Raw genomic sequence first — 16,428 nt, 5'->3', positions numbered from 1 at the left:
CGGCCTCCGTATGAGGCCCGCTGCGGAAGCGCCCGCTACAGCCAGCCCGCCTCGCGGGCGATCCGGATGGCGTCGACCCGGTTGCGCGCGTCGAGTTTGGTGACGGCTGAGGTCAGGTAATTGCGCACCGTCCCCACCGAGAGAAAGAGCCGGGCCGCGATACGGGCGGCCTCCTCGCCCTCGGAGGCCATCCGCAGCACCTCCAGTTCGCGCGGGGTCAGCGGCTGCGGGCCGTCGTCCAGGGCGGCCAGGGCGAGTTGGGGATCGATGACCCGCTCGCCCCGCGCGACCGCGCGAATGGCGTCGCACAGGGTGGCCGGGCTGCTGTCCTTCAGCAGAAATCCGGCGACATGGGCCGCGAGGGCGCGCCGCAGATTTCCGGGCCTGCCGAGGCTGGTGAGCATCATGGTCCGGCATTCGGGAACGGCCGTGTGCAGCTCGGCGGCGGCGGTCAGCCCGTCCATCCCGGGCAGGTCGATGTCGAGGATCGCGACGTCCGGGCGGAGCTGACGGGCCTGCGGCAGAATATCGGCGCCGCTGGAGAATTCGGCCACGACCTCGATATCGGGTTCGAATTCCAGCAGGGCGACCAGTGCCTTGCGCAGCATATGCATGTCTTCGGCAATGAGCACTCTGACCATTTCGCCCTGCCCCTTCCCCCACCGGCCCCCGCAGGACGATTATTCCCCCGTGTTTCCGGGCCTCGCAGCTCTTTCCGCCCGATTCTCTTGTCGAACAGCAGTATTACCGCGGCCGTTGTTCAGGCCGCGCCGCCCCGGCACGGTTCGGTGGGTGCGGGCGCGTAATCCGCGTGCAGGGCGCGCAGTTCACCACGCAGATACCACTCGCGCAGCACGGCGCGGCGCACCTTCACCGCTCCGTCCCGGCGCACCGTACCGGGGCGGACGAGCAGCACCGCGCCGGTGGTGACGCCGAACTCCTCCGCCACCCGGGCCCGGATCCGGGCGGCGAGCCGAGGCAGTCCGGTCCGGGCGGCGCCCGCCGTACGGACCTCCTGGACGACGACCAGCGGCCCGGCGCCCGGGCCCGCGCAGAACACCCGGGCCGACCCCAGGGCCCGCCCGCAGCCGAGGAGTTCGCGCTCGACGTCCTGGGGGTGCAGGGTGACGCCGTCGACCAGGAGTCCGTCGTGGACCCGGCCGGTCATGCGGATGCCGCCGCCCGCGGCGAGGCCGAGGTCGCCGGTGCGCAGGAATCCGCCCGGGCCGTCGGCGGCCCGGGCGGCGAAGAGCGGCACGGTGTCCGGCGGCCGCCCCCAGTGGCCGGTGGCGACGGCGGCGCCGCGCGCCCAGATCTTCCCCGACGGCCTCCTCCGGTCAAGCGACGGCAAGATGAGCGGGTCGACGACGCCGAACTCCGCGCCGGGCACCGGGGGCCGGGCCCTCGGCGAGCAGCAGGGGCGCGCCTTCGGCGGGGGCGTATACGGCGACCAGGGGTTCCGGTGCGCAGCCCCGCGGCGGCGTAGCGGCGGGTGAAGGCGGCCATGGTGGCGGACGAGACCGGCTCCCCGGCGTTGAGCGCGGTCCGCCAGCGGGAGAGGTCGAGCCCGGCGGGCTGTTCGTCCGCGGTCAGCGCGGCGCAGCGGGCGTACTGGGTGTCGGGGGCGACGGCTTCGGTGATGCCGTGGCGGCTGATGGCCCGCAGCCAGGCGGCCGGGTCGGTACGGAACGGGCGCGCGGGCAGCGGGACGGCGGTGGCGCCCAGCCACAGCGGGTGCAGCACCTGCCCGATCAGGCCGGGGGTGTGGCGGCGGGGCAGCCAGCCGCCGATCCGGGAGCGGGGTCCGGTGCCCAGGGTGGCGCGCAGGGCGTGCATGGCGGCGAGGAGGTTGCCGTGGGTGAGCCGGGCGCCGCGCGGGGCGGTGGCGGGCCCGGAGTCGTACGCCAGCAGGGCGAGGCTGTCGGGGTCGGTGCGCGCGGACGGGGCGTCGGAGGTGTGGCCGGTGCCGCCGTCCGGCCCCAGCCGGTCGACGGGCAGACAGGTGAGGTCGGCGCGGCCGACGAGGGAGAGACGGCGCGAGGTCTCGGTGGCGTGCGCGGTTTCGGTGAGGACGAGGTCCACGGCGGCGTCCTTGGCAATCGCCGCGGTGCGCTCGGCGGCGGTGCGGGAGGCAGTGGGCGCGGGGACGGGGACGGCGACGGCGCCCGCGTACAGGCAGCCGAGCAGGGCGGCCGCGATGTGCGGGCCGGGGTCCAGGACGATGAGCACCCGGCGCCCGGCGGCGTCGCGTCCGCGCAGCCAGGCGGCGACGGCCGCGGCGCGGGCGTCGAGTTCGGCGTAGGAGATCCGCCGCTCGCCGCCGGTTCCGTCCGGGTGGGCCAGCGCCACGGTGTGGTCCCCGCCGTCCCGGGCCCGTTCTCTCAGTGCCTCGGCCAGATTCGCGTGTCGTGGCATGGTCGCTCCCGGGCGCCGGAGATCAAAACGAGGCCACAGTCTCGGAGCGCCACCTCGAACGCTGCTTGATCACCGTTCGGGTGCCGGGACCTGCGCTACGGTGTCGACCGGTTCAGGAGACGTCCGCAGCCGTTCTAGTCGCGCTCGCCGCGGCTGACCTGGACGGCCCAGGAGCCTCCGGTGGCGCGGCCGGTGACGGTCACGCGGACCGCTTCCTCCCTGGCCAGGAGGGAGTCGCCGACGCCAAGCGGGGCGTCGGCCAGCTCGGGGTAGACGGACTCGTTCCAGCAGGCCGAGGTGGCGGGGTGGCCGTCCAGCACCCGGACCGGGCCCTCGCCGGAGGCGGCGTCGTTGCGTACCCGGTAGACCAGGACGCCTTCGGTGCAGGTGCCCGCGTCGTTGCCGTACGCGCCGCGCGCCTCGATGGCCAGGGCGGTGGTGGGGCCGGTGCGGACCACGATCAGCCGGGTGCGGGTGTCGGCGCCGGGGCGGCCCTCCATGGGGGCGCTGAGGGGCTGGAGGGTGTACATCTTCGGGCCGAGGGCCCGGGCGCAGACCACCTGCCGGCCGGTGAGCCAGCCGAGTTTCCACTTGTGCCAGCCGAAGGGGTCCGGGGACAGTCCGAACTGGCTGCCCATCAGGTCCCAGTCGCCGACGTAGGTGTCCCAGTCGCCGCTGTTGTCGGCGGTGCTGGGCCGGTGGTAGAGGTCGGGCAGGTCGAAGACGTGCCCGGTCTCATGGGCGAGGACATTGCGATCGGGCGGATGGTGCTCGAAGACAGTCACCAGGCGGCGCAGATCCTTACCGTCGGCGCGCAGGGGCCGTTCGAAGTTGACCACTTTGGTCGCGTCGGCGTCGACGCCCGGGGCATCGGGGTCGGCGACCAGATACACGATGTCGTAGCGGCCGAAGTCCAGGTGCGGATCGGCGGCGCGGATGGCGTCGCGCAGATACGCGGCGCGGCGCGCGGAGTTCCAGTCGCGCTGTATGGCGTACGCGGTGGACGCCTTCGGCATGGTGATCCAGCGCCGCAGCGGGTGGACGCGCAGCGAGAAGCGCCCGTAGGAGGCGCGCTGGAAGAAGTCGCCGGTCGCGGGGGTGTGGTCGGCGGCCAGCCGGGCGGGGGTGACCTGGGGGGCGGCGTCCGGGAAGGACAGGAAGACCATGGCCGCGCGGAGCGAGCGGACCGGGCGGGGGTAGTTGCGGTTCCAGCTGTCCAGCCCCTCGGAGTGGTGGGCCCCGGTGCGCTCCAGGGTGCACGGCCCGCCCGCGCCCGCGGCCGTGGCGGGGCCCGCCACCACGGTGGTGGCGATCATGGCGCTCAGCGAGGTCAGCACGGCCTGGGCACGGCGCAGCCGGGTCGTCCGCGGCGCCCCCGCGGACTGCTGAGGACGCGCCATGCCGACCTCCCGGGCGTAGACGGAACACCCACTCCACCCTGGGTCGGATTGGCGCGGTACGCCCTGTTCGGCTGGACCGGTCGAGTGAACCGGCCGGGAATCGGGTACGTAACAGACGGTCACATCCGGTCAAGCGGGCAGTGCGCCCGCGCAGAGTCGAACAGATACGACCAAACACCTTGTCAAGGCGGCGGTGATCGCGATGGCGTCTATGGAACGCGCGGAGTACGAGCCTCTATGATCGGCACATTTCCAGCGGGGATTACCTATTCAGGCAGGCTCTTGGCGCCTGCCCGGGGCCCGGTGTGAGAGATGCACGAGACGTGTACGACACAGATGACATACCTGGACCAGACAAACGCCATGCGGGAGCGAGCGGTGAGCGGAACCCCCGACGGGCAGGGCCGCGCGCCCGGCGCGACGCTGCCGACGATCACTGAGCGTCATACGTACCCCAGCGCTCCCCCCGTCGAGGCGGGCGCCGGCGCACCCCCCGCCCCGGCGGCCTCCGCGGGCGCGCAAACCCTGTCCGCAGGGCGCTCCCCCGGGCCCACCCGGCGCTCCCCCGGGCGCCGCGCCCAGCGACTACCGCGCCGCCTTCAACGCGGCGCGGCTCGCCATGGCGGTCATCGACCGCGAGGGCAACGTCCTGGACGCCAACCCCGCGCTGGGCGCGCTGCTGGGCGCAGACCCCGCCCAGCTGGCGGCCCGCGGCGCCGCCGCGCTGGCGGAGCTGCGCGAGGACGCGCGCGCCTGGAACGACTACCGCGAGGTGCTGCTCGGCCATCGCGAGCGGATGACGTGCACCCGTCGGCTCCATCACTCCGACGGCCACGCCCTGTGGGCGGAGATCACCGTCGAACAGGCCCCGGACAGCTGTAGCTTGCTGCTGTCGATGGCCGACATCAGCGACCGCCGGGACCTCCAGGGCAGACTGCGCCATCTCCAGATGCACGACCCGGTGACCCGGCTGCCCAACCGGAACCTGTTCTTCGAGCGGCTGGCCGCCGCGCTGGAGGCGGGGGCCTACGACCGCGCGGGCACCGGCCGGATCGGGCTGTGCTACCTCGACCTGGACGGCTTCAAGGCGATCAACGACACCCTCGGCCACCGGGTCGGCGACCGGCTGCTGCGCGCGGTCGCCCAGCGGCTCACCGAGTGCGCGGCGCCCGGCGACCATCTGGTGGCGCGGCTCGGCGGTGACGAGTTCGCCCTGCTGGTACGGGAGTCCAGCGGCACCGAGCAGGTGTGCGAGCTGGCCCGCTCGGTGCTGGCCGCGCTCCAGCGGCCGTTCGACGTGGGCGGGCAGCGGCTGTCGGTGTCGGCGAGCATCGGCGTCGTGGAGCGGCCCGCTGCGGGCACCCACACCACCTGGCTGATGCAGGCCGCGGACACCACGCTCTACTGGGCGAAGGAGGACGGCAAGGCGCGCTGGACCCTCTTCGACCCCGAGCGCAACGCCCACCGCATGACCCGTCAGGCGCTCTCCAGCACGCTGCGACCGGCGGTCGAGCGGGAGGAGTTCGTGCTGGACTACCAGCCGCTGGTCGGCCTGGTCGACGGGGTCGTACGGGGCGTGGAGGCGCTGGTGCGCTGGGACCATCCGCAGTTCGGCAGGCTCTCGCCGAATCGGTTCGTCTCGCTGGCCGAGGAGAACGGCGCGATCGTGCCGCTCGGACGCTGGGTGCTGCGTACCGCCTGCCGTCAGGCCCGCGCCTGGCAGCAGGCCCATCCGCGGCATCCGCTGGTGGTCAGCGTCAATGTGGCCGTACGTCAGGTGTGGGACTCCGACCTGGTCGCCGACGTGGGCACGATCCTCGCCGAGACGGGGCTGCCGCCGCGGCTGCTCCAGCTGGAGCTGACCGAGTCGGCGGTCATGGGCTCGGCGGGCCGTCCGCTCCAGGCGCTCCAGCAGCTGAGCGACATGGGGGTGGCCATCGCGATCGACGACTTCGGTACCGGCTACTCCAACCTCGCCTATCTCAGCCGGCTGCCGGTCTCCACGCTCAAGCTGGACGGCTCGTTCGTCCAGGGCTTCCGGGCCGAGGAGCACCCCAATCCGGCGGACGAGACGATCGTCCGGGCGCTGGTGGAGCTGGCACACCGGCTGGGGCTCACGGTGGTGGCGGAGTGCGTGGAGAGCGCGGAGCAGGCGGAGCGGCTGGGACGGATCGGCTGCGATACGGGCCAGGGCTGGTTCTACTCCCGCCCGGTGCCGCCGGACCGCATCCCTCCCATGCTCCCCGCCTGCCCGGTCTCCTAGGCGCTGATCGCGGACGGGTCCGGCAGGCCGTACGCGTCCGCGATCAGGTCGTACGAACGGAGCTTGGCCTCCGGTCCGTGCGCCGTCGTCGTGATCTTGAGTTCGTCCGCGCCGGTGCGCTTGACCAGGTCGTCCAGCCCCTCGTGCACCTCGTCCGGCGTCCCGTGGACCACATTGGCCAGCCAGCTGTTCACGAAGTCGCGCTCGATCTCGCTGAACGCGTGCGCCTCGGCCTCCTCCGGCGACGGCACCAGGCCCGGGCGCCCGGTGCGCAGCCGGATCATGGAGAGGGCGCCGGTGAGCACCTGGCGGTGGGCCTCCTTCTCGTCCTCGGCCGCGAACGCCGAGACGCCGATCGACGCGTACGGCCGGTCCAGCACCGCGGACGGCCGGAACGACTCGCGGTAGAGGTCGAGCGCGGGGATCGTGTTGGCCGCGGAGAAGTGGTGCGCGAAGGAGAACGGCAGGCCCAGCTGCCCCGCGAGCCGGGCGCTGAACCCACTGGACCCCAGCAGCCACACCGAAGGCCGGTCGGCGGACTGCACCCCGCCGGGGGCCGTCCCCTGGACGGGTCCGGGCACGGCGTGGATACGGGCGTACCGGTGGCCGTCGGGGAAGTCGTCGTCCAGGAACCGGGTCAGCTCGGCGAGCTGCTGCGGGAACTCGTCGGCGCCCTCGCGCAGCCGGTCGGTGCGGCGCAGCGCCGCCGCGGTGGCCCCGTCGGTGCCGGGGGCGCGGCCGAGGCCGAGGTCGACCCGGCCGGGGGCGAGCGCCTCCAGGGTGCCGAACTGCTCGGCGATGACGAGCGGGGCGTGGTTGGGCAGCATCACCCCGCCCGAGCCGAGCCGGATCCGCTCGGTGTGCGCGGCCAGATGGGCGAGGATGACGGCCGGGGAGGAGCTGGCGACGCCCGGCATGGAGTGGTGCTCGGCCACCCAGAAGCGGTGGAAGCCGCGGCGCTCGGCGAGCCCGGCCAGCTCGGTGGTGGTGCGCAGCGCCTGGGTGGCGGTCAGCCCGCTGCCGACGGTCGCCAGGTCCAGCACCGACAGCGGTACGGGCGCGCTGCCCCGGGCCCTGGCCCGGATGGTGTCGCGCTCCGCTTCTCGCTCTTCGCCTCGCCGGTCCTGCTCAACGGCCACGGTGGCCCGCCTCCCTGATCGCACTGCGGTGCACATTCGTCCACCGCGCACGGTCAACCGGATGAAGGCTCCGCTTTATTCCCGGCCCCGTGACCCGAGGCCCCGGGGCGCAAGGCCCCGGGACCCGTGGGTCCCGGGACCCGTGGGTCCCGGGGCCGTACCCCGTCCGTCAGGCGGTACGACGGCGGCGGAGCACCAGGACGGTGGCCGCGGTGCCGAAGACCAGCGCACCGGCCGCGATGCCGACCGGCAGGAGCACCGAGTCGCCGGACGCGGCGCTCCCGTCGGCCCCGGCGAGGCGGTGCGGGGTGAGGGCGTCGGCGATCGGGGCGCTGGCGGCCAGGGCGCTGGTCGTGTAGTGCCCGGACCGGTGCACCGAGTCCACCGAACCGTCCTGCTTGAGCAGCACCTGGGTGTTGTTCGGGTGCCGGAAGTCGAACAGGCCGGACAGCGAGTTCGCGCGGGCGTCGAAGGAGGCGTCACCGATCCGGCCGGTGTGCCAGTTGTCCTCGATGAAGCGGGTGATCGACGTCTGCTCGGTGGGGGTGTGGTCGACCTTGTTGGCCTTGCTGTACGGGGAGATCACCAGCAGCGGCTGGCGCGGGCCGGGGCCGCAGCGGTCCTGGTAGCCGCCCGCGGGCCGGGGCGCGGACTGGCAGGCGGGGCTGTCGGTGGCCTTGCCGTTCGAGCCGGTCGTGGTGTCGCGGGAGCCGTTGGTGGGCTTGGCGTACGCGTGGTCGTACCAGCCGTCGCTGTCGTCGTAGGCGACGACGACCGCGGTGTCCTTCCACTGCGGCGACTTCTGGATGGCGTTGATCTGCTCGACGAGGAAGTGCTGCTCGTCGACCGGGTCCGAGTAGCCCGCGTGGCCGTCCTGGTACTCGGCGGCCTTCAGGAAGCTGACCGAGGGCAGATGACCGGTCTTGAGGGCGGCGTCGAAGTCGGTCAGGTCGTAGTTGTGGTTGGCCTGACCGCTGTGGCCGATCTCCGACACGTTCTTGGGCGGCAGATGATGGGGGTTGGCCGTGGACTTGTAGTACTGGAACGGCGCATGGTGCGGGCTGTAGTCCACCGAGGACGCGCCGCCGACGTTGGGGTGCGTGGTGCCGGAGCACTTGGCGTAGCTGCCCTGCTTGCCGCCCCAGGGGGTGCTGGGCCGGAAGCCGCCCTGGAACCAACCCCAGCTCACGTCCTTGGCGTTGAGCAGGTCACCGATGTTCCTGCCCTTGAACCGGCCGAGGGCGCTGCCGCTGGTGTGGTCCTTGTCCGAGCAGTCGTCGAAGGCCGGGTCCGGGTCGTTGATCATCGTGCCGACGCCCTGGGCGTCCGGCGAGGAGACGGTGGCGGGGTCCGGCTTGTCGGTCTGCTTCGGGTCCTCGGTGGAGGACTTCGGGTCGGTGGAGACGATGCCATGGGTCTGACCGGAGACCAGCTCGACGGCGCCCGGGCTGGAGGGGCCGTAGCCCGAGCTGAAGGAACGGTCGCTCAGCGCATAGTGCTGGGCGTAGTTCCACAGCCCGGTGACGGTGTTGCCGTCGTAGTAGTCCATCACCAGACCGGGCTCGCCGAACAGCCCGGTGCACTTGCTGACCTCGGTGTTCTCGACGAACTTATCGGCCTTGCCGCCATTGGCCGCGTACTGCTCGGGGCCGTAGGAATGGTTCTGGTCGCACGTCATCGCCTGCGAGGGCGCGAGCCGCTTGGGCGTGTAGAGATTGGGGTTCTTCTCCAGCAGGCCCGCGTGGGCGAGGGTGTCGATGTTCTTCGGGGTGTCCTTGGCGGGGGTGAACGTCGTGCCGTCGGTGTTGGCGGCCTTGGGATAGGTGCCGAAGTAGTGGTCGAACGAGACGTTCTCGTCGAAGATCACCACCACATGCTTCACGGGCGTCGCGGTCCGCTGCACCGCCCCCTTCGCGGGCGCGGCCCATGCGGGCGCCGCCCCGCCCGCGGTCGCCAGCACCGCGGCGCCGGCCAGGGCACTCCAGCGCTTCGCTCGTCCTCTACCGCCCATGCCATGCCTCCACACGTATCCGTTGCACGCCTGCGCCGTGATCCTCGGTCGCGGGCCGGACATTCCGATGGAATCCATGGAGGAGGGCGAATGAATAGAGGGTCAGGAAAACACAAGGAATTCTTGAGGCGTTCTTGACCAGGGGGTGGGCCGGACAGCACCGGACGCTCAGGACAGCAAGGCCCTGCCCAGCCAATCCGCATGGTCCCGCACTCCCGGCAGCGCGAAGAAATAGCCGCCGCCGAATGGGGAGATGTAGTCGACCAGCGGCTCGCCCGCGAGACGCTTTTGCACCGTCTCGAACTGCCGGGTCAGATCCTGCTGATAGCAGCAGAACAGCAGGCCCATGTCCAGGTTCCCGTTCCCGTCCATACCGCGGTCGTAGTTATAGGCACGGCGCACGATGCGCTGGTCGTCGGTGTGCGCGGTACGGGGATTGGCCATCCTGATGTGGCTGTCCAGCGGGATGATGTCGCCCTTGGGGTCCTGGGCGAAGCGCGGGGTGTCGAACTCGTGCCGCCCGTCCAGCGGTGCGCCGGACTCCCGGCCGCGGCCGAACATCCGCTCCTGCTCGGTGATCGACACCCGGTCCCAGAACTCCACCAGCATCCGGATCAGCCGGACCACCTGATAGCTGCCGCCGCTCGCCCACCCCGGCTCCCCCGAGTGCTCACCCGCCCACACCAGCCGGTCCATCAGCCGGGCGTCGCCGGTGTCCGGGTTGGCGGTGCCGTCCTTGAACCCCATGTGATTGCGCGGGGTGCCGGAGGGGCGGGGCGGGCTGATGAAGCCGTCCATGCGCCAGCGCACCTGGAGCGCGCCCCGGGTGTGCCGGGCTATGTCGCGCAGCGCGTGGAGCACCGTGTCCGTGTTCTCCGCGCAGAGCTGGAGGCTCAGATCGCCGTGACACCAGTCGGGATCGAGGTCGTCGTCGGGGAAGGACGGCATGGCGCGCAGCCGCCGGGGCTTACGGTCCGTCAAGCCGTAACGCCCGTCGAAGAGCGAGGCGCCCACGCCGACCGTCGCGGTCAGCCGGTCGGCGGTGACCTGCGGCCCCAGGGTGCCGGAGTCGACCGGCGGGGCGGTGATCCCCACCGGATCCGGGGTGCCGCCGGTGGTGAGGAAGCGGCAGCGCGCGGTGAGGGTACGGAGCAGCTCGGTCAGCTCGGCGCGCCCCTCGGCGGTCGCGTCGAAGGCCACGAACGCGGTGGCGCGCTGCGGCGGGGTGAGGATCCCGGCCTGATGCCCGCCGTGAAAGGGCACCCGCGCGGCGGCCTCTCCCCCGGCCGCCTTCCCGGCGTCCCCCGGCCCCGCGTCGCCCGCCCGTGCGGCGGCCGTGGCGCCCGAGGCGCCCGCCACCGCGCCGACCGTGCCCGCCGCGGCGCCCCACAGAAAGCCCCGCCGCCGCACCTCGCTCACCGGGTCCTCCGCACATCCGTCAGCGCCGCCACATCGGCCAGCCGCTCCACCAGCGCGCCCGCGGCGGCGTTGATCTTCTCCCGGCGCCCGCGAGCGAGCCGGTCCACCGGGGTCCAGCGGTCCCCCTGATGGGCGGCGTCCAGCGCCTTCCGGGTGCGGCCCAGCCAGGAGTCGATCTCCGGCAGCCCGGGGTCACGGGACGTCAGCAGCGGGCGCAGCCGGTCCAGCACGGCCCGGGTGCCGTCGAGGTTGGCCCGCGCGGTGGCCAGGTTGGTGCCGCTGCCGTAGTCGGTGCGGCCGGTCAGCTCGAACTGCACGGTGTTCTCCATGATCTCGTGCGCCCGCAGTCCCAGGTCCGCGGGATCCATCCGCTGCTGCGGCCAGCTGTCCCGCAGCGCGCGGACGTCCTTGTCGAGCTGATCGGCGGCACCGCGCAGACTGCTCGCGGACGCGTCGTGCCACAGCCCGTACTCGATGCGGTGGAAGCCGGTGAAGCCCGGATCGCGGACACCGCCGGACAGCCCCGCCGTGGTGCCGTTGATCGCCCCGTCCGCGTCGCCGAAGGTGCCGTAGGCGGCGCCCATCCGCTCGTACACCAGATGGGCCGGAAGCCAGGCCGCGCGGGCGGCGGCCAGATCGCCCTCGCGGACGGCCGAGCGCAGCGCGTCGGTGCGCCGCACCAGCTCGCCCATCCGGCCCTGGACCCACTTCTGGTAGGCGATGGTCGGCGGGATCAGGTCCTGCTGGGTGACCGGAACGGCGGCCGGGCCACCGCCGCGCGCCGGTCCGGCCACGGTCACCGTGGGTCCGGTGACCGCGTCCGTGTCGTCGGGCAGGCATCGGAAGGCATAGGAGCCTCCGCCGAGGGTGACCCGCAGCGGACGGGTGGTGCCCGGGCCCAGCCCCTCGACCTCCCCGTACACCGAGCCGTTCACCGGGTTGGTCAGATAGACCTCGGCCGCCCTGCTGGAGGTGTTCCTCAGGTCGAAGACCTGCTTACCGCGGTGCGGATGGGCCCAGCCCTTGCCGCAGCCGCCCTCCGACACCTCGACCGAGGTGTGCCGCAGCCCGTCGGCCGCCGTGGCGGAGGCCCCTGCACCCCGGCCGTCCGACGATCCTCCGCCGCCGGCCAGCGCGGTGGCGGCCACCGCCGCGGCTGCCGCCACCGCACCGGCGATCAGCAGCGGGCGTTGCGAGCCGGGGAAGAAGGGAGGAAGGCGGCGCACGGCTGCATGCTAAGCGGACTTCGGGAAGCGGAACCCTGCCAGGAACGTCCGGAGGGAGGGATTTCCCGCCCGGTTCACCGGTCCGTCACAGCCCACTCCTTCTGTCCGCCGCCGTCACCGCCCGCTCCCCTCGTCCACCGCTCAGTCGCCGTCGCCGTCGCCGCTCAGCCGCCCGCGGCGAACAGCGTGCCCAGCCGGTCATGGACCGGCCTGCGGCCCAGCAGCCGCAGCCCCTCCCAGACCGTGACCTGGTTCGCGGTGAGCACGGGCTTGCCCAGATCCGCCTCCAGGTCGGCCAGCCAGGCGGCGGTGTGCAGGGCCGTGTCCGGCAGCAGCACCGCTTGGGCGTCGGGATGGTCACCATGACGGGCCATCCTCAGCACCTCGTCCTTCCCCCAGGTGCCGACCTCGGCGGCGGTGATGATGCCGCTGCCCTGGGTGGAGACGACCTCCGCGCCCGCCGACTTCAGAAACGTCCTGAAGTACTCCGCGACGTCCTCCGGATAGGTCGCGGCGATGGCCAGCTTCTCCACGCCCAGCGCCTGCACCGCATGGGCGAAGGCGAAGGAGGTGCTGGAGGCGGGCAGCCCGGCCGTCTCCTCCAGCTCGCTGACCTGCTCCCGGGCGCCTTCCCAGCCGAAGACGAAGCTCGCGCTGGTACACGCCCAGATCACCGCCTGGGCGCCGCGCTCCTTCAGCTCGGCGACCCCGGCCGCGAGACGGGCCCCGGACCCCATTTCCAGCAGGGCGTCGACCCGGTGCGCGTCCTCACCGATGTCGGTGTGGACGAGCGGGAGCCGCACGCTGTCGCCGAGCATCCCCTCCAGGCGCGGATAGTCGTCCTCGGCGGAATAGCCCGGGTAGAGAAAGCCCACCGTGTCCGGCGTCTGGTGCGCCGTCTGCTGCGTCGCGTCCGTCATGACTGCTCCTACCTGCGGCCCCCTCGGGCGCCGCCCCTGCACTGTCATTTCTGATACACCGCTGCTACCCGGCAGGTTCCTTCATATCGTAGATGGACCTCCCGAATCATCGAGGAACGGGCCCTCGCCGATCCCCGGCCCGAACCCCGGGTCGAGCCCGTCCGCCGGATCGACGTCCGGCCCCGGCGACGCGGCCCCGGCCAGCGCCGCCTCCGGCTCCGGCTCGGCATGCGCCGCCGGGTCCGCCATCGGGGGCATCGAGGTCATCGGGGGCATCGAGGCCATCGGGTCGGCCACCGTCGACGACGCCATACCCGCCGGGCCCCGCCGCGCGGCCGGGTCCAGCAGCGCCTGGTACGGGCCGACCGCCTGGGCACCGATCTCCCGCAGCGCCGCCCAGACCGTCACCTGGTTGGCCGACAGCACGGGCATCCGCAACTCCGCCTCCAGCTGCGGAATCACGTCGTACGTCGGCAAGTTGGTGCAGCTGATGAACAGCGCGTCGGGCGACCCGACCACCGCCTCCCGCGCCATGTCGACCACGTCGCGGTAGGGCACCTTCCAGATGTGCCGGGTCAGTCCGAGATAGGCCCGGCCCGTCACGGTGATACCGGCCTCGCCCAGGTAGTCCTCCAGCGAGTCGGTCACCGACCGGGTGTACGGGGTCACCACCGCGACCCGCCGGGCGCCGATCTCCCGCAGCGCCTCCAGCAAGGCGCCCGAGGTGGTGAGCGAGGGCAGCTCGCCCGCCTGTGTCATCGCCGCGCACATCGCGCGCTCGCCGGCCACGCCGCCGACGAAACTGCCCGAGGTGCAGGCGTAAGCCGCCACTTCCGGTGCGACCGCGCTCAGCGCCCGCACCGCGTCCTGAAGGGTTTCGTGCTCGCTCACGAGCCGTGCCAGGTCGAGACTGACCTCGACCGGTACGAAGGGGGTCCGGGTGAGGTGCAAGGAGACCTCGTCCGGCACCCAGCGCCACAGTTCGCGATCAAGCGCGAAGTCGAACGGTGCGACGACGCCCACGCCACGCTGCGGCTGCGGGCCACCCAGAAAGGAGACGTCCATATATCGAGCCCCAATACAGAAAGGGAGGGCTGGACCATTGGCCAGAGATATAAGAGAGAGCACCGGCCTGATGCCGGGACGTCGGGACAGATCCGTTGTTGACGACGGTAGTTTCCGCTGCCTAGCGTGGTCAATCCCCGCAAACCTTGGCGCCTGCCCCAACTCTCGACAGCCAAACCCACCCACGTTTCGAAACGGTTTCCCGCCTATGTCCGAAAGCACTGTTGTCGTCTTCGGCGAGCAGCCCCCGGTCCGGCTGGACCGGCTGGCCGGCCGGGCCCAGGTCGTGGTGTGCGACGAGAAGACCCTGCCCGACGCCCTGCCCTCCGCGGATGTCCTCCTGGTCTGGGATTTCACCTCCGACGCGGTACGCGACGCCTGGCCCGGCGACGGCCCCCGGCCGCGTTGGGTCCACACCGCCAGCGCCGGGGTGGACCGGCTGCTGAGCCCCGAACTGATCGCATCCGACACCGTGTTGACCAACGCGCGCGGCGTCTTCGAGCAGCCCATCGCCGAGTACGTCGCCGGCCTGGTCATCGCCATGGGCAAGGACTTCTACGGAAGCTGGGAGCTCCAGCGGCAGCGGCGCTGGCAGCACCGCGAGACGATGCGCCTGGCCGGATCGCGCGCCGCCGTCATCGGCGCCGGGCCCATCGGCCGGGCCATCGGCACCACCCTCTCCGCCCTCGGGATCAAGGTCGACCTGGTGGGACGCACCGCCCGCCCGGGCGTACGCGGCAACGACGAGCTGCCCGAGCTGCTCGCGGAGGCCGACTGGGTGATCTCCGTCGCCCCGCTCACCGAGGACACGCGCGGCATGTTCGACCGGACCGCCTTCGCCCGGATGAAGTCCACCGCCCGCTTCATCAACGTCGGGCGCGGCCCCCTCGTCATCGAGGCCGACCTCAAGGCCGCCCTTCTCGGACGGCAGATCGCGGGCGCCGCGCTGGACGTCTTCGAGAACGAGCCGCTGACCCCCGACGACCCCCTGTGGGACGTGCCCGGGCTCTTCGTCTCGCCCCATATGAGCGGCGACACGGTCGGCTGGCGCGACCACCTCGCCGAACAGTTCCAGGACAACTACGACCGCTGGAGCGCCGGCGAACCCCTGCTCAACATCGTCGACAAGCGTCTCGGCTACGTACCGGTGGACTGATCGCACGGCCCCAACTGATCTGCATGATCTGAACGGAGAGCTGGATGACCGACCTGCACGACCTGACAGCGGTTCAACTCCTCGAGCGGTACGGCTCCGGCGATCTCTCCCCGGTCGAGGCCACACGAGCCGCGCTCGACCGGATCGAGCAGATCCAGCCGAGCGTCAACGCCTACAGCCGGGTGGACGGCGAGGAAGCCCTGCGCCAGGCGGAGGAATCCGCCGAACGGTGGCGGCGCGGCGAGCCCGCCGGGCTCCTGGACGGCGTTCCGGTGTCCGTGAAGGACATCCTGCTGATGCGCGGCGGCCCCACGCTGCGCGGGTCGCGCACGGTACGGACCGAAGGGCCGTGGGACGAGGACGCGCCCGCGGTGGCCCGGATGCGGGACCACGGGGCGGTGTTTCTCGGCAAGACCACCACGCCGGAATTTGGCTGGAAAGGTGTCACGGACAACCCCGTGGACGGGGTGACGGGCAACCCGTACGACCCCGGGCGCACCGCGGGCGGCTCCAGTGGCGGCAGCGCGGCCGCCGTCGCGCTGGGCGCCGGGCCGCTCAGCCTCGGCACGGACGGCGGCGGGTCCGTGCGCATCCCCGCCTCCTTCTGCGGCATCTTCGCGCTCAAACCCACCTACGGGCGGGTGCCGATCTATCCGGCCAGCGCCTTTGGAACCCTCGCCCATGTGGGGCCCATGACCCGGGACGCGGCCGACTCCGCCCTGCTCATGGACGTCATCACCGGGCCGGACTGGCGCGACTGGTCGCAGCTCGGCCCCCTCGGGGGGACCTTCCGGGATGCCATCAGCGCGGGCGGCGGCTCGATCGACGGGCTACGGGTCGCCTACAGCCCGACGATGGGCGGCGCGGCCACGGTCGACCCCGAGGTGGCGGCGGCGGTGCGGCGGGCCGTGGATCTGCTGGCCGGTCTTGGCGCCGTCGTGGAGGAGATCGACCCGGGCATCGAGGATCCCGTGGAGGCCTTCCACACGCTGTGGTTCAGCGGCGCGGCGCGGGTGGTGCAGCCGCTCGGGCAGGAGCAGTGGGAACTGCTCGACCCGGGGCTGCGGGAGGTGTGCGCCCAGGGGGCCGCGTACAGCGCGCTCGACTATCTGGCGGCCGTGGACGTACGGATGGCGCTCGGGCATGCGATGGGGCGCTTCCACTCCGCGTACGACCTGCTGGTCACGCCGACCCTGCCGATCACCGCCTTCGAGGCGGGGGTGGAGGTGCCCGAGGGGTCGGGGCACACCCGGTGGACCGGGTGGACGCCCTTTACGTACCCCTTCAACATGACGCAGCAGCCGGCGGCGTCCGTGCCGTGCGGGGTGTCGGGGGCGGGGTTGCCGATCGGGGTGCAGTTGGTGGGGGCTCGGCACGCGGATGCGGTGGTTTTGCGGGTGGCGCATGCGTTGTA

At 72.5% G+C, this 16,428-nt stretch carries 13 protein-coding genes; 3 read left to right on the top strand and 10 right to left on the bottom strand.

Annotation, left to right across the window (positions count from 1 at the left end; translation table 11 throughout):
* Nucleotides 1–35: 35 nt before the first annotated feature.
* From SSOG_RS28195 to SSOG_RS28185, 4 genes are all read right to left on the bottom strand, one after another.
* On the bottom strand, nucleotides 36–641 hold the full coding sequence (locus SSOG_RS28195; protein ID WP_009717663.1) for a response regulator transcription factor: 606 nt from the start codon (nucleotides 639–641) through the stop codon (nucleotides 36–38).
* Nucleotides 642–760: 119 nt separating this feature from the next.
* Nucleotides 761–1,258 carry an acyl-CoA synthetase family protein gene (locus SSOG_RS57570; RefSeq protein WP_050799991.1) on the bottom strand — a complete coding sequence of 166 codons (498 nt, stop codon included), beginning with the start codon at nucleotides 1,256–1,258 and terminating at the stop codon, nucleotides 761–763.
* Entirely contained in the window at nucleotides 1,165–2,415 is a 1,251-nt protein-coding gene (locus tag SSOG_RS57565; protein WP_050799990.1) for an AMP-binding protein, read from the bottom strand. The genes SSOG_RS57570 and SSOG_RS57565 overlap by 94 nt, the downstream gene beginning before the upstream one ends.
* Before the next feature lie 134 nt (nucleotides 2,416–2,549).
* Nucleotides 2,550–3,815, bottom strand: a complete 1,266-nt coding sequence (locus tag SSOG_RS28185) for a M6 family metalloprotease domain-containing protein (RefSeq protein WP_039938894.1) — start codon at nucleotides 3,813–3,815, stop codon at nucleotides 2,550–2,552.
* Between the two features lie 619 nt (nucleotides 3,816–4,434).
* Here SSOG_RS28185 and SSOG_RS28180 point away from each other — a divergent pair.
* On the top strand, nucleotides 4,435–6,078 hold the full coding sequence (locus SSOG_RS28180) for a putative bifunctional diguanylate cyclase/phosphodiesterase (RefSeq protein ID WP_009717660.1): 1,644 nt from the start codon (nucleotides 4,435–4,437) through the stop codon (nucleotides 6,076–6,078).
* On the opposite strand, the gene SSOG_RS28175 is transcribed toward SSOG_RS28180, so the two are convergent.
* The 6 genes from SSOG_RS28175 to SSOG_RS28150 form a co-directional block, all read right to left on the bottom strand.
* Entirely contained in the window at nucleotides 6,075–7,217 is a 1,143-nt protein-coding gene (locus SSOG_RS28175) for an LLM class flavin-dependent oxidoreductase (protein WP_009717659.1), read from the bottom strand. The two genes, SSOG_RS28180 and SSOG_RS28175, sit on opposite strands and share 4 nt — an antisense overlap.
* A 169-nt stretch (nucleotides 7,218–7,386) precedes the next feature.
* Complete coding sequence (locus SSOG_RS28170; RefSeq protein WP_039938893.1) at nucleotides 7,387–9,228, bottom strand: phospholipase C; 1,842 nt, start codon at nucleotides 9,226–9,228, stop codon at nucleotides 7,387–7,389.
* A 168-nt stretch (nucleotides 9,229–9,396) separates the two neighbouring features.
* Entirely contained in the window at nucleotides 9,397–10,647 is a 1,251-nt protein-coding gene (efeB, locus tag SSOG_RS28165; protein ID WP_009717657.1) for an iron uptake transporter deferrochelatase/peroxidase subunit, read from the bottom strand.
* Nucleotides 10,644–11,873 carry an EfeM/EfeO family lipoprotein gene (locus SSOG_RS28160; protein WP_009717656.1) on the bottom strand — a complete coding sequence of 410 codons (1,230 nt, stop codon included), beginning with the start codon at nucleotides 11,871–11,873 and terminating at the stop codon, nucleotides 10,644–10,646. Before SSOG_RS28160 ends, efeB begins: the two co-directional genes overlap by 4 nt.
* Before the next feature lie 164 nt (nucleotides 11,874–12,037).
* The gene (locus SSOG_RS28155; RefSeq protein ID WP_009717655.1) at nucleotides 12,038–12,793 is read right to left on the bottom strand and encodes a maleate cis-trans isomerase family protein; all 756 of its coding nucleotides are present in this window, start codon (nucleotides 12,791–12,793) and stop codon (nucleotides 12,038–12,040) included.
* Nucleotides 12,794–12,874: 81 nt separating this feature from the next.
* The gene (locus SSOG_RS28150) at nucleotides 12,875–13,858 is read right to left on the bottom strand and encodes a maleate cis-trans isomerase family protein (protein WP_009717654.1); all 984 of its coding nucleotides are present in this window, start codon (nucleotides 13,856–13,858) and stop codon (nucleotides 12,875–12,877) included.
* 208 nt (nucleotides 13,859–14,066) lie between these two features.
* Here SSOG_RS28150 and SSOG_RS28145 point away from each other — a divergent pair, with 208 nt between their 5' ends.
* Both SSOG_RS28145 and SSOG_RS28140 read left to right on the top strand, forming a co-directional pair.
* The gene (locus SSOG_RS28145; RefSeq protein ID WP_009717653.1) at nucleotides 14,067–15,014 is read left to right on the top strand and encodes a D-2-hydroxyacid dehydrogenase; all 948 of its coding nucleotides are present in this window, start codon (nucleotides 14,067–14,069) and stop codon (nucleotides 15,012–15,014) included.
* 44 nt (nucleotides 15,015–15,058) lie between these two features.
* Nucleotides 15,059–16,428, top strand: a 1,370-nt coding sequence (locus SSOG_RS28140; protein ID WP_009717652.1) for an amidase, incomplete at its 3' end; no start/stop codon positions are given.

Source organism: Streptomyces himastatinicus ATCC 53653 (assembly GCF_000158915.1).
Classification (GTDB): Bacteria; Actinomycetota; Actinomycetes; order Streptomycetales; family Streptomycetaceae; genus Streptomyces; species Streptomyces himastatinicus.
Note: the sequence above shows the minus strand (reverse complement) of the source record. Positions and strands in the feature narration are given on the sequence as shown.

Coding starts and splice junctions, on each gene's coding strand:
- SSOG_RS28195 (WP_009717663.1), bottom strand. CDS start 641: ATGGTCAGAGTGCTCATTGCCGAAGACATGCATATGCTGCGCAAGGCA.
- SSOG_RS57565 (WP_050799990.1), bottom strand. CDS start 2,415: ATGCCACGACACGCGAATCTGGCCGAGGCACTGAGAGAACGGGCCCGG.
- SSOG_RS28185 (WP_039938894.1), bottom strand. CDS start 3,815: ATGGCGCGTCCTCAGCAGTCCGCGGGGGCGCCGCGGACGACCCGGCTG.
- SSOG_RS28180 (WP_009717660.1), top strand. CDS start 4,435: ATGGCGGTCATCGACCGCGAGGGCAACGTCCTGGACGCCAACCCCGCG.
- SSOG_RS28170 (WP_039938893.1), bottom strand. CDS start 9,228: ATGGGCGGTAGAGGACGAGCGAAGCGCTGGAGTGCCCTGGCCGGCGCC.
- SSOG_RS28155 (WP_009717655.1), bottom strand. CDS start 12,793: ATGACGGACGCGACGCAGCAGACGGCGCACCAGACGCCGGACACGGTG.
- SSOG_RS28150 (WP_009717654.1), bottom strand. CDS start 13,858: ATGGACGTCTCCTTTCTGGGTGGCCCGCAGCCGCAGCGTGGCGTGGGC.
- SSOG_RS28145 (WP_009717653.1), top strand. CDS start 14,067: ATGTCCGAAAGCACTGTTGTCGTCTTCGGCGAGCAGCCCCCGGTCCGG.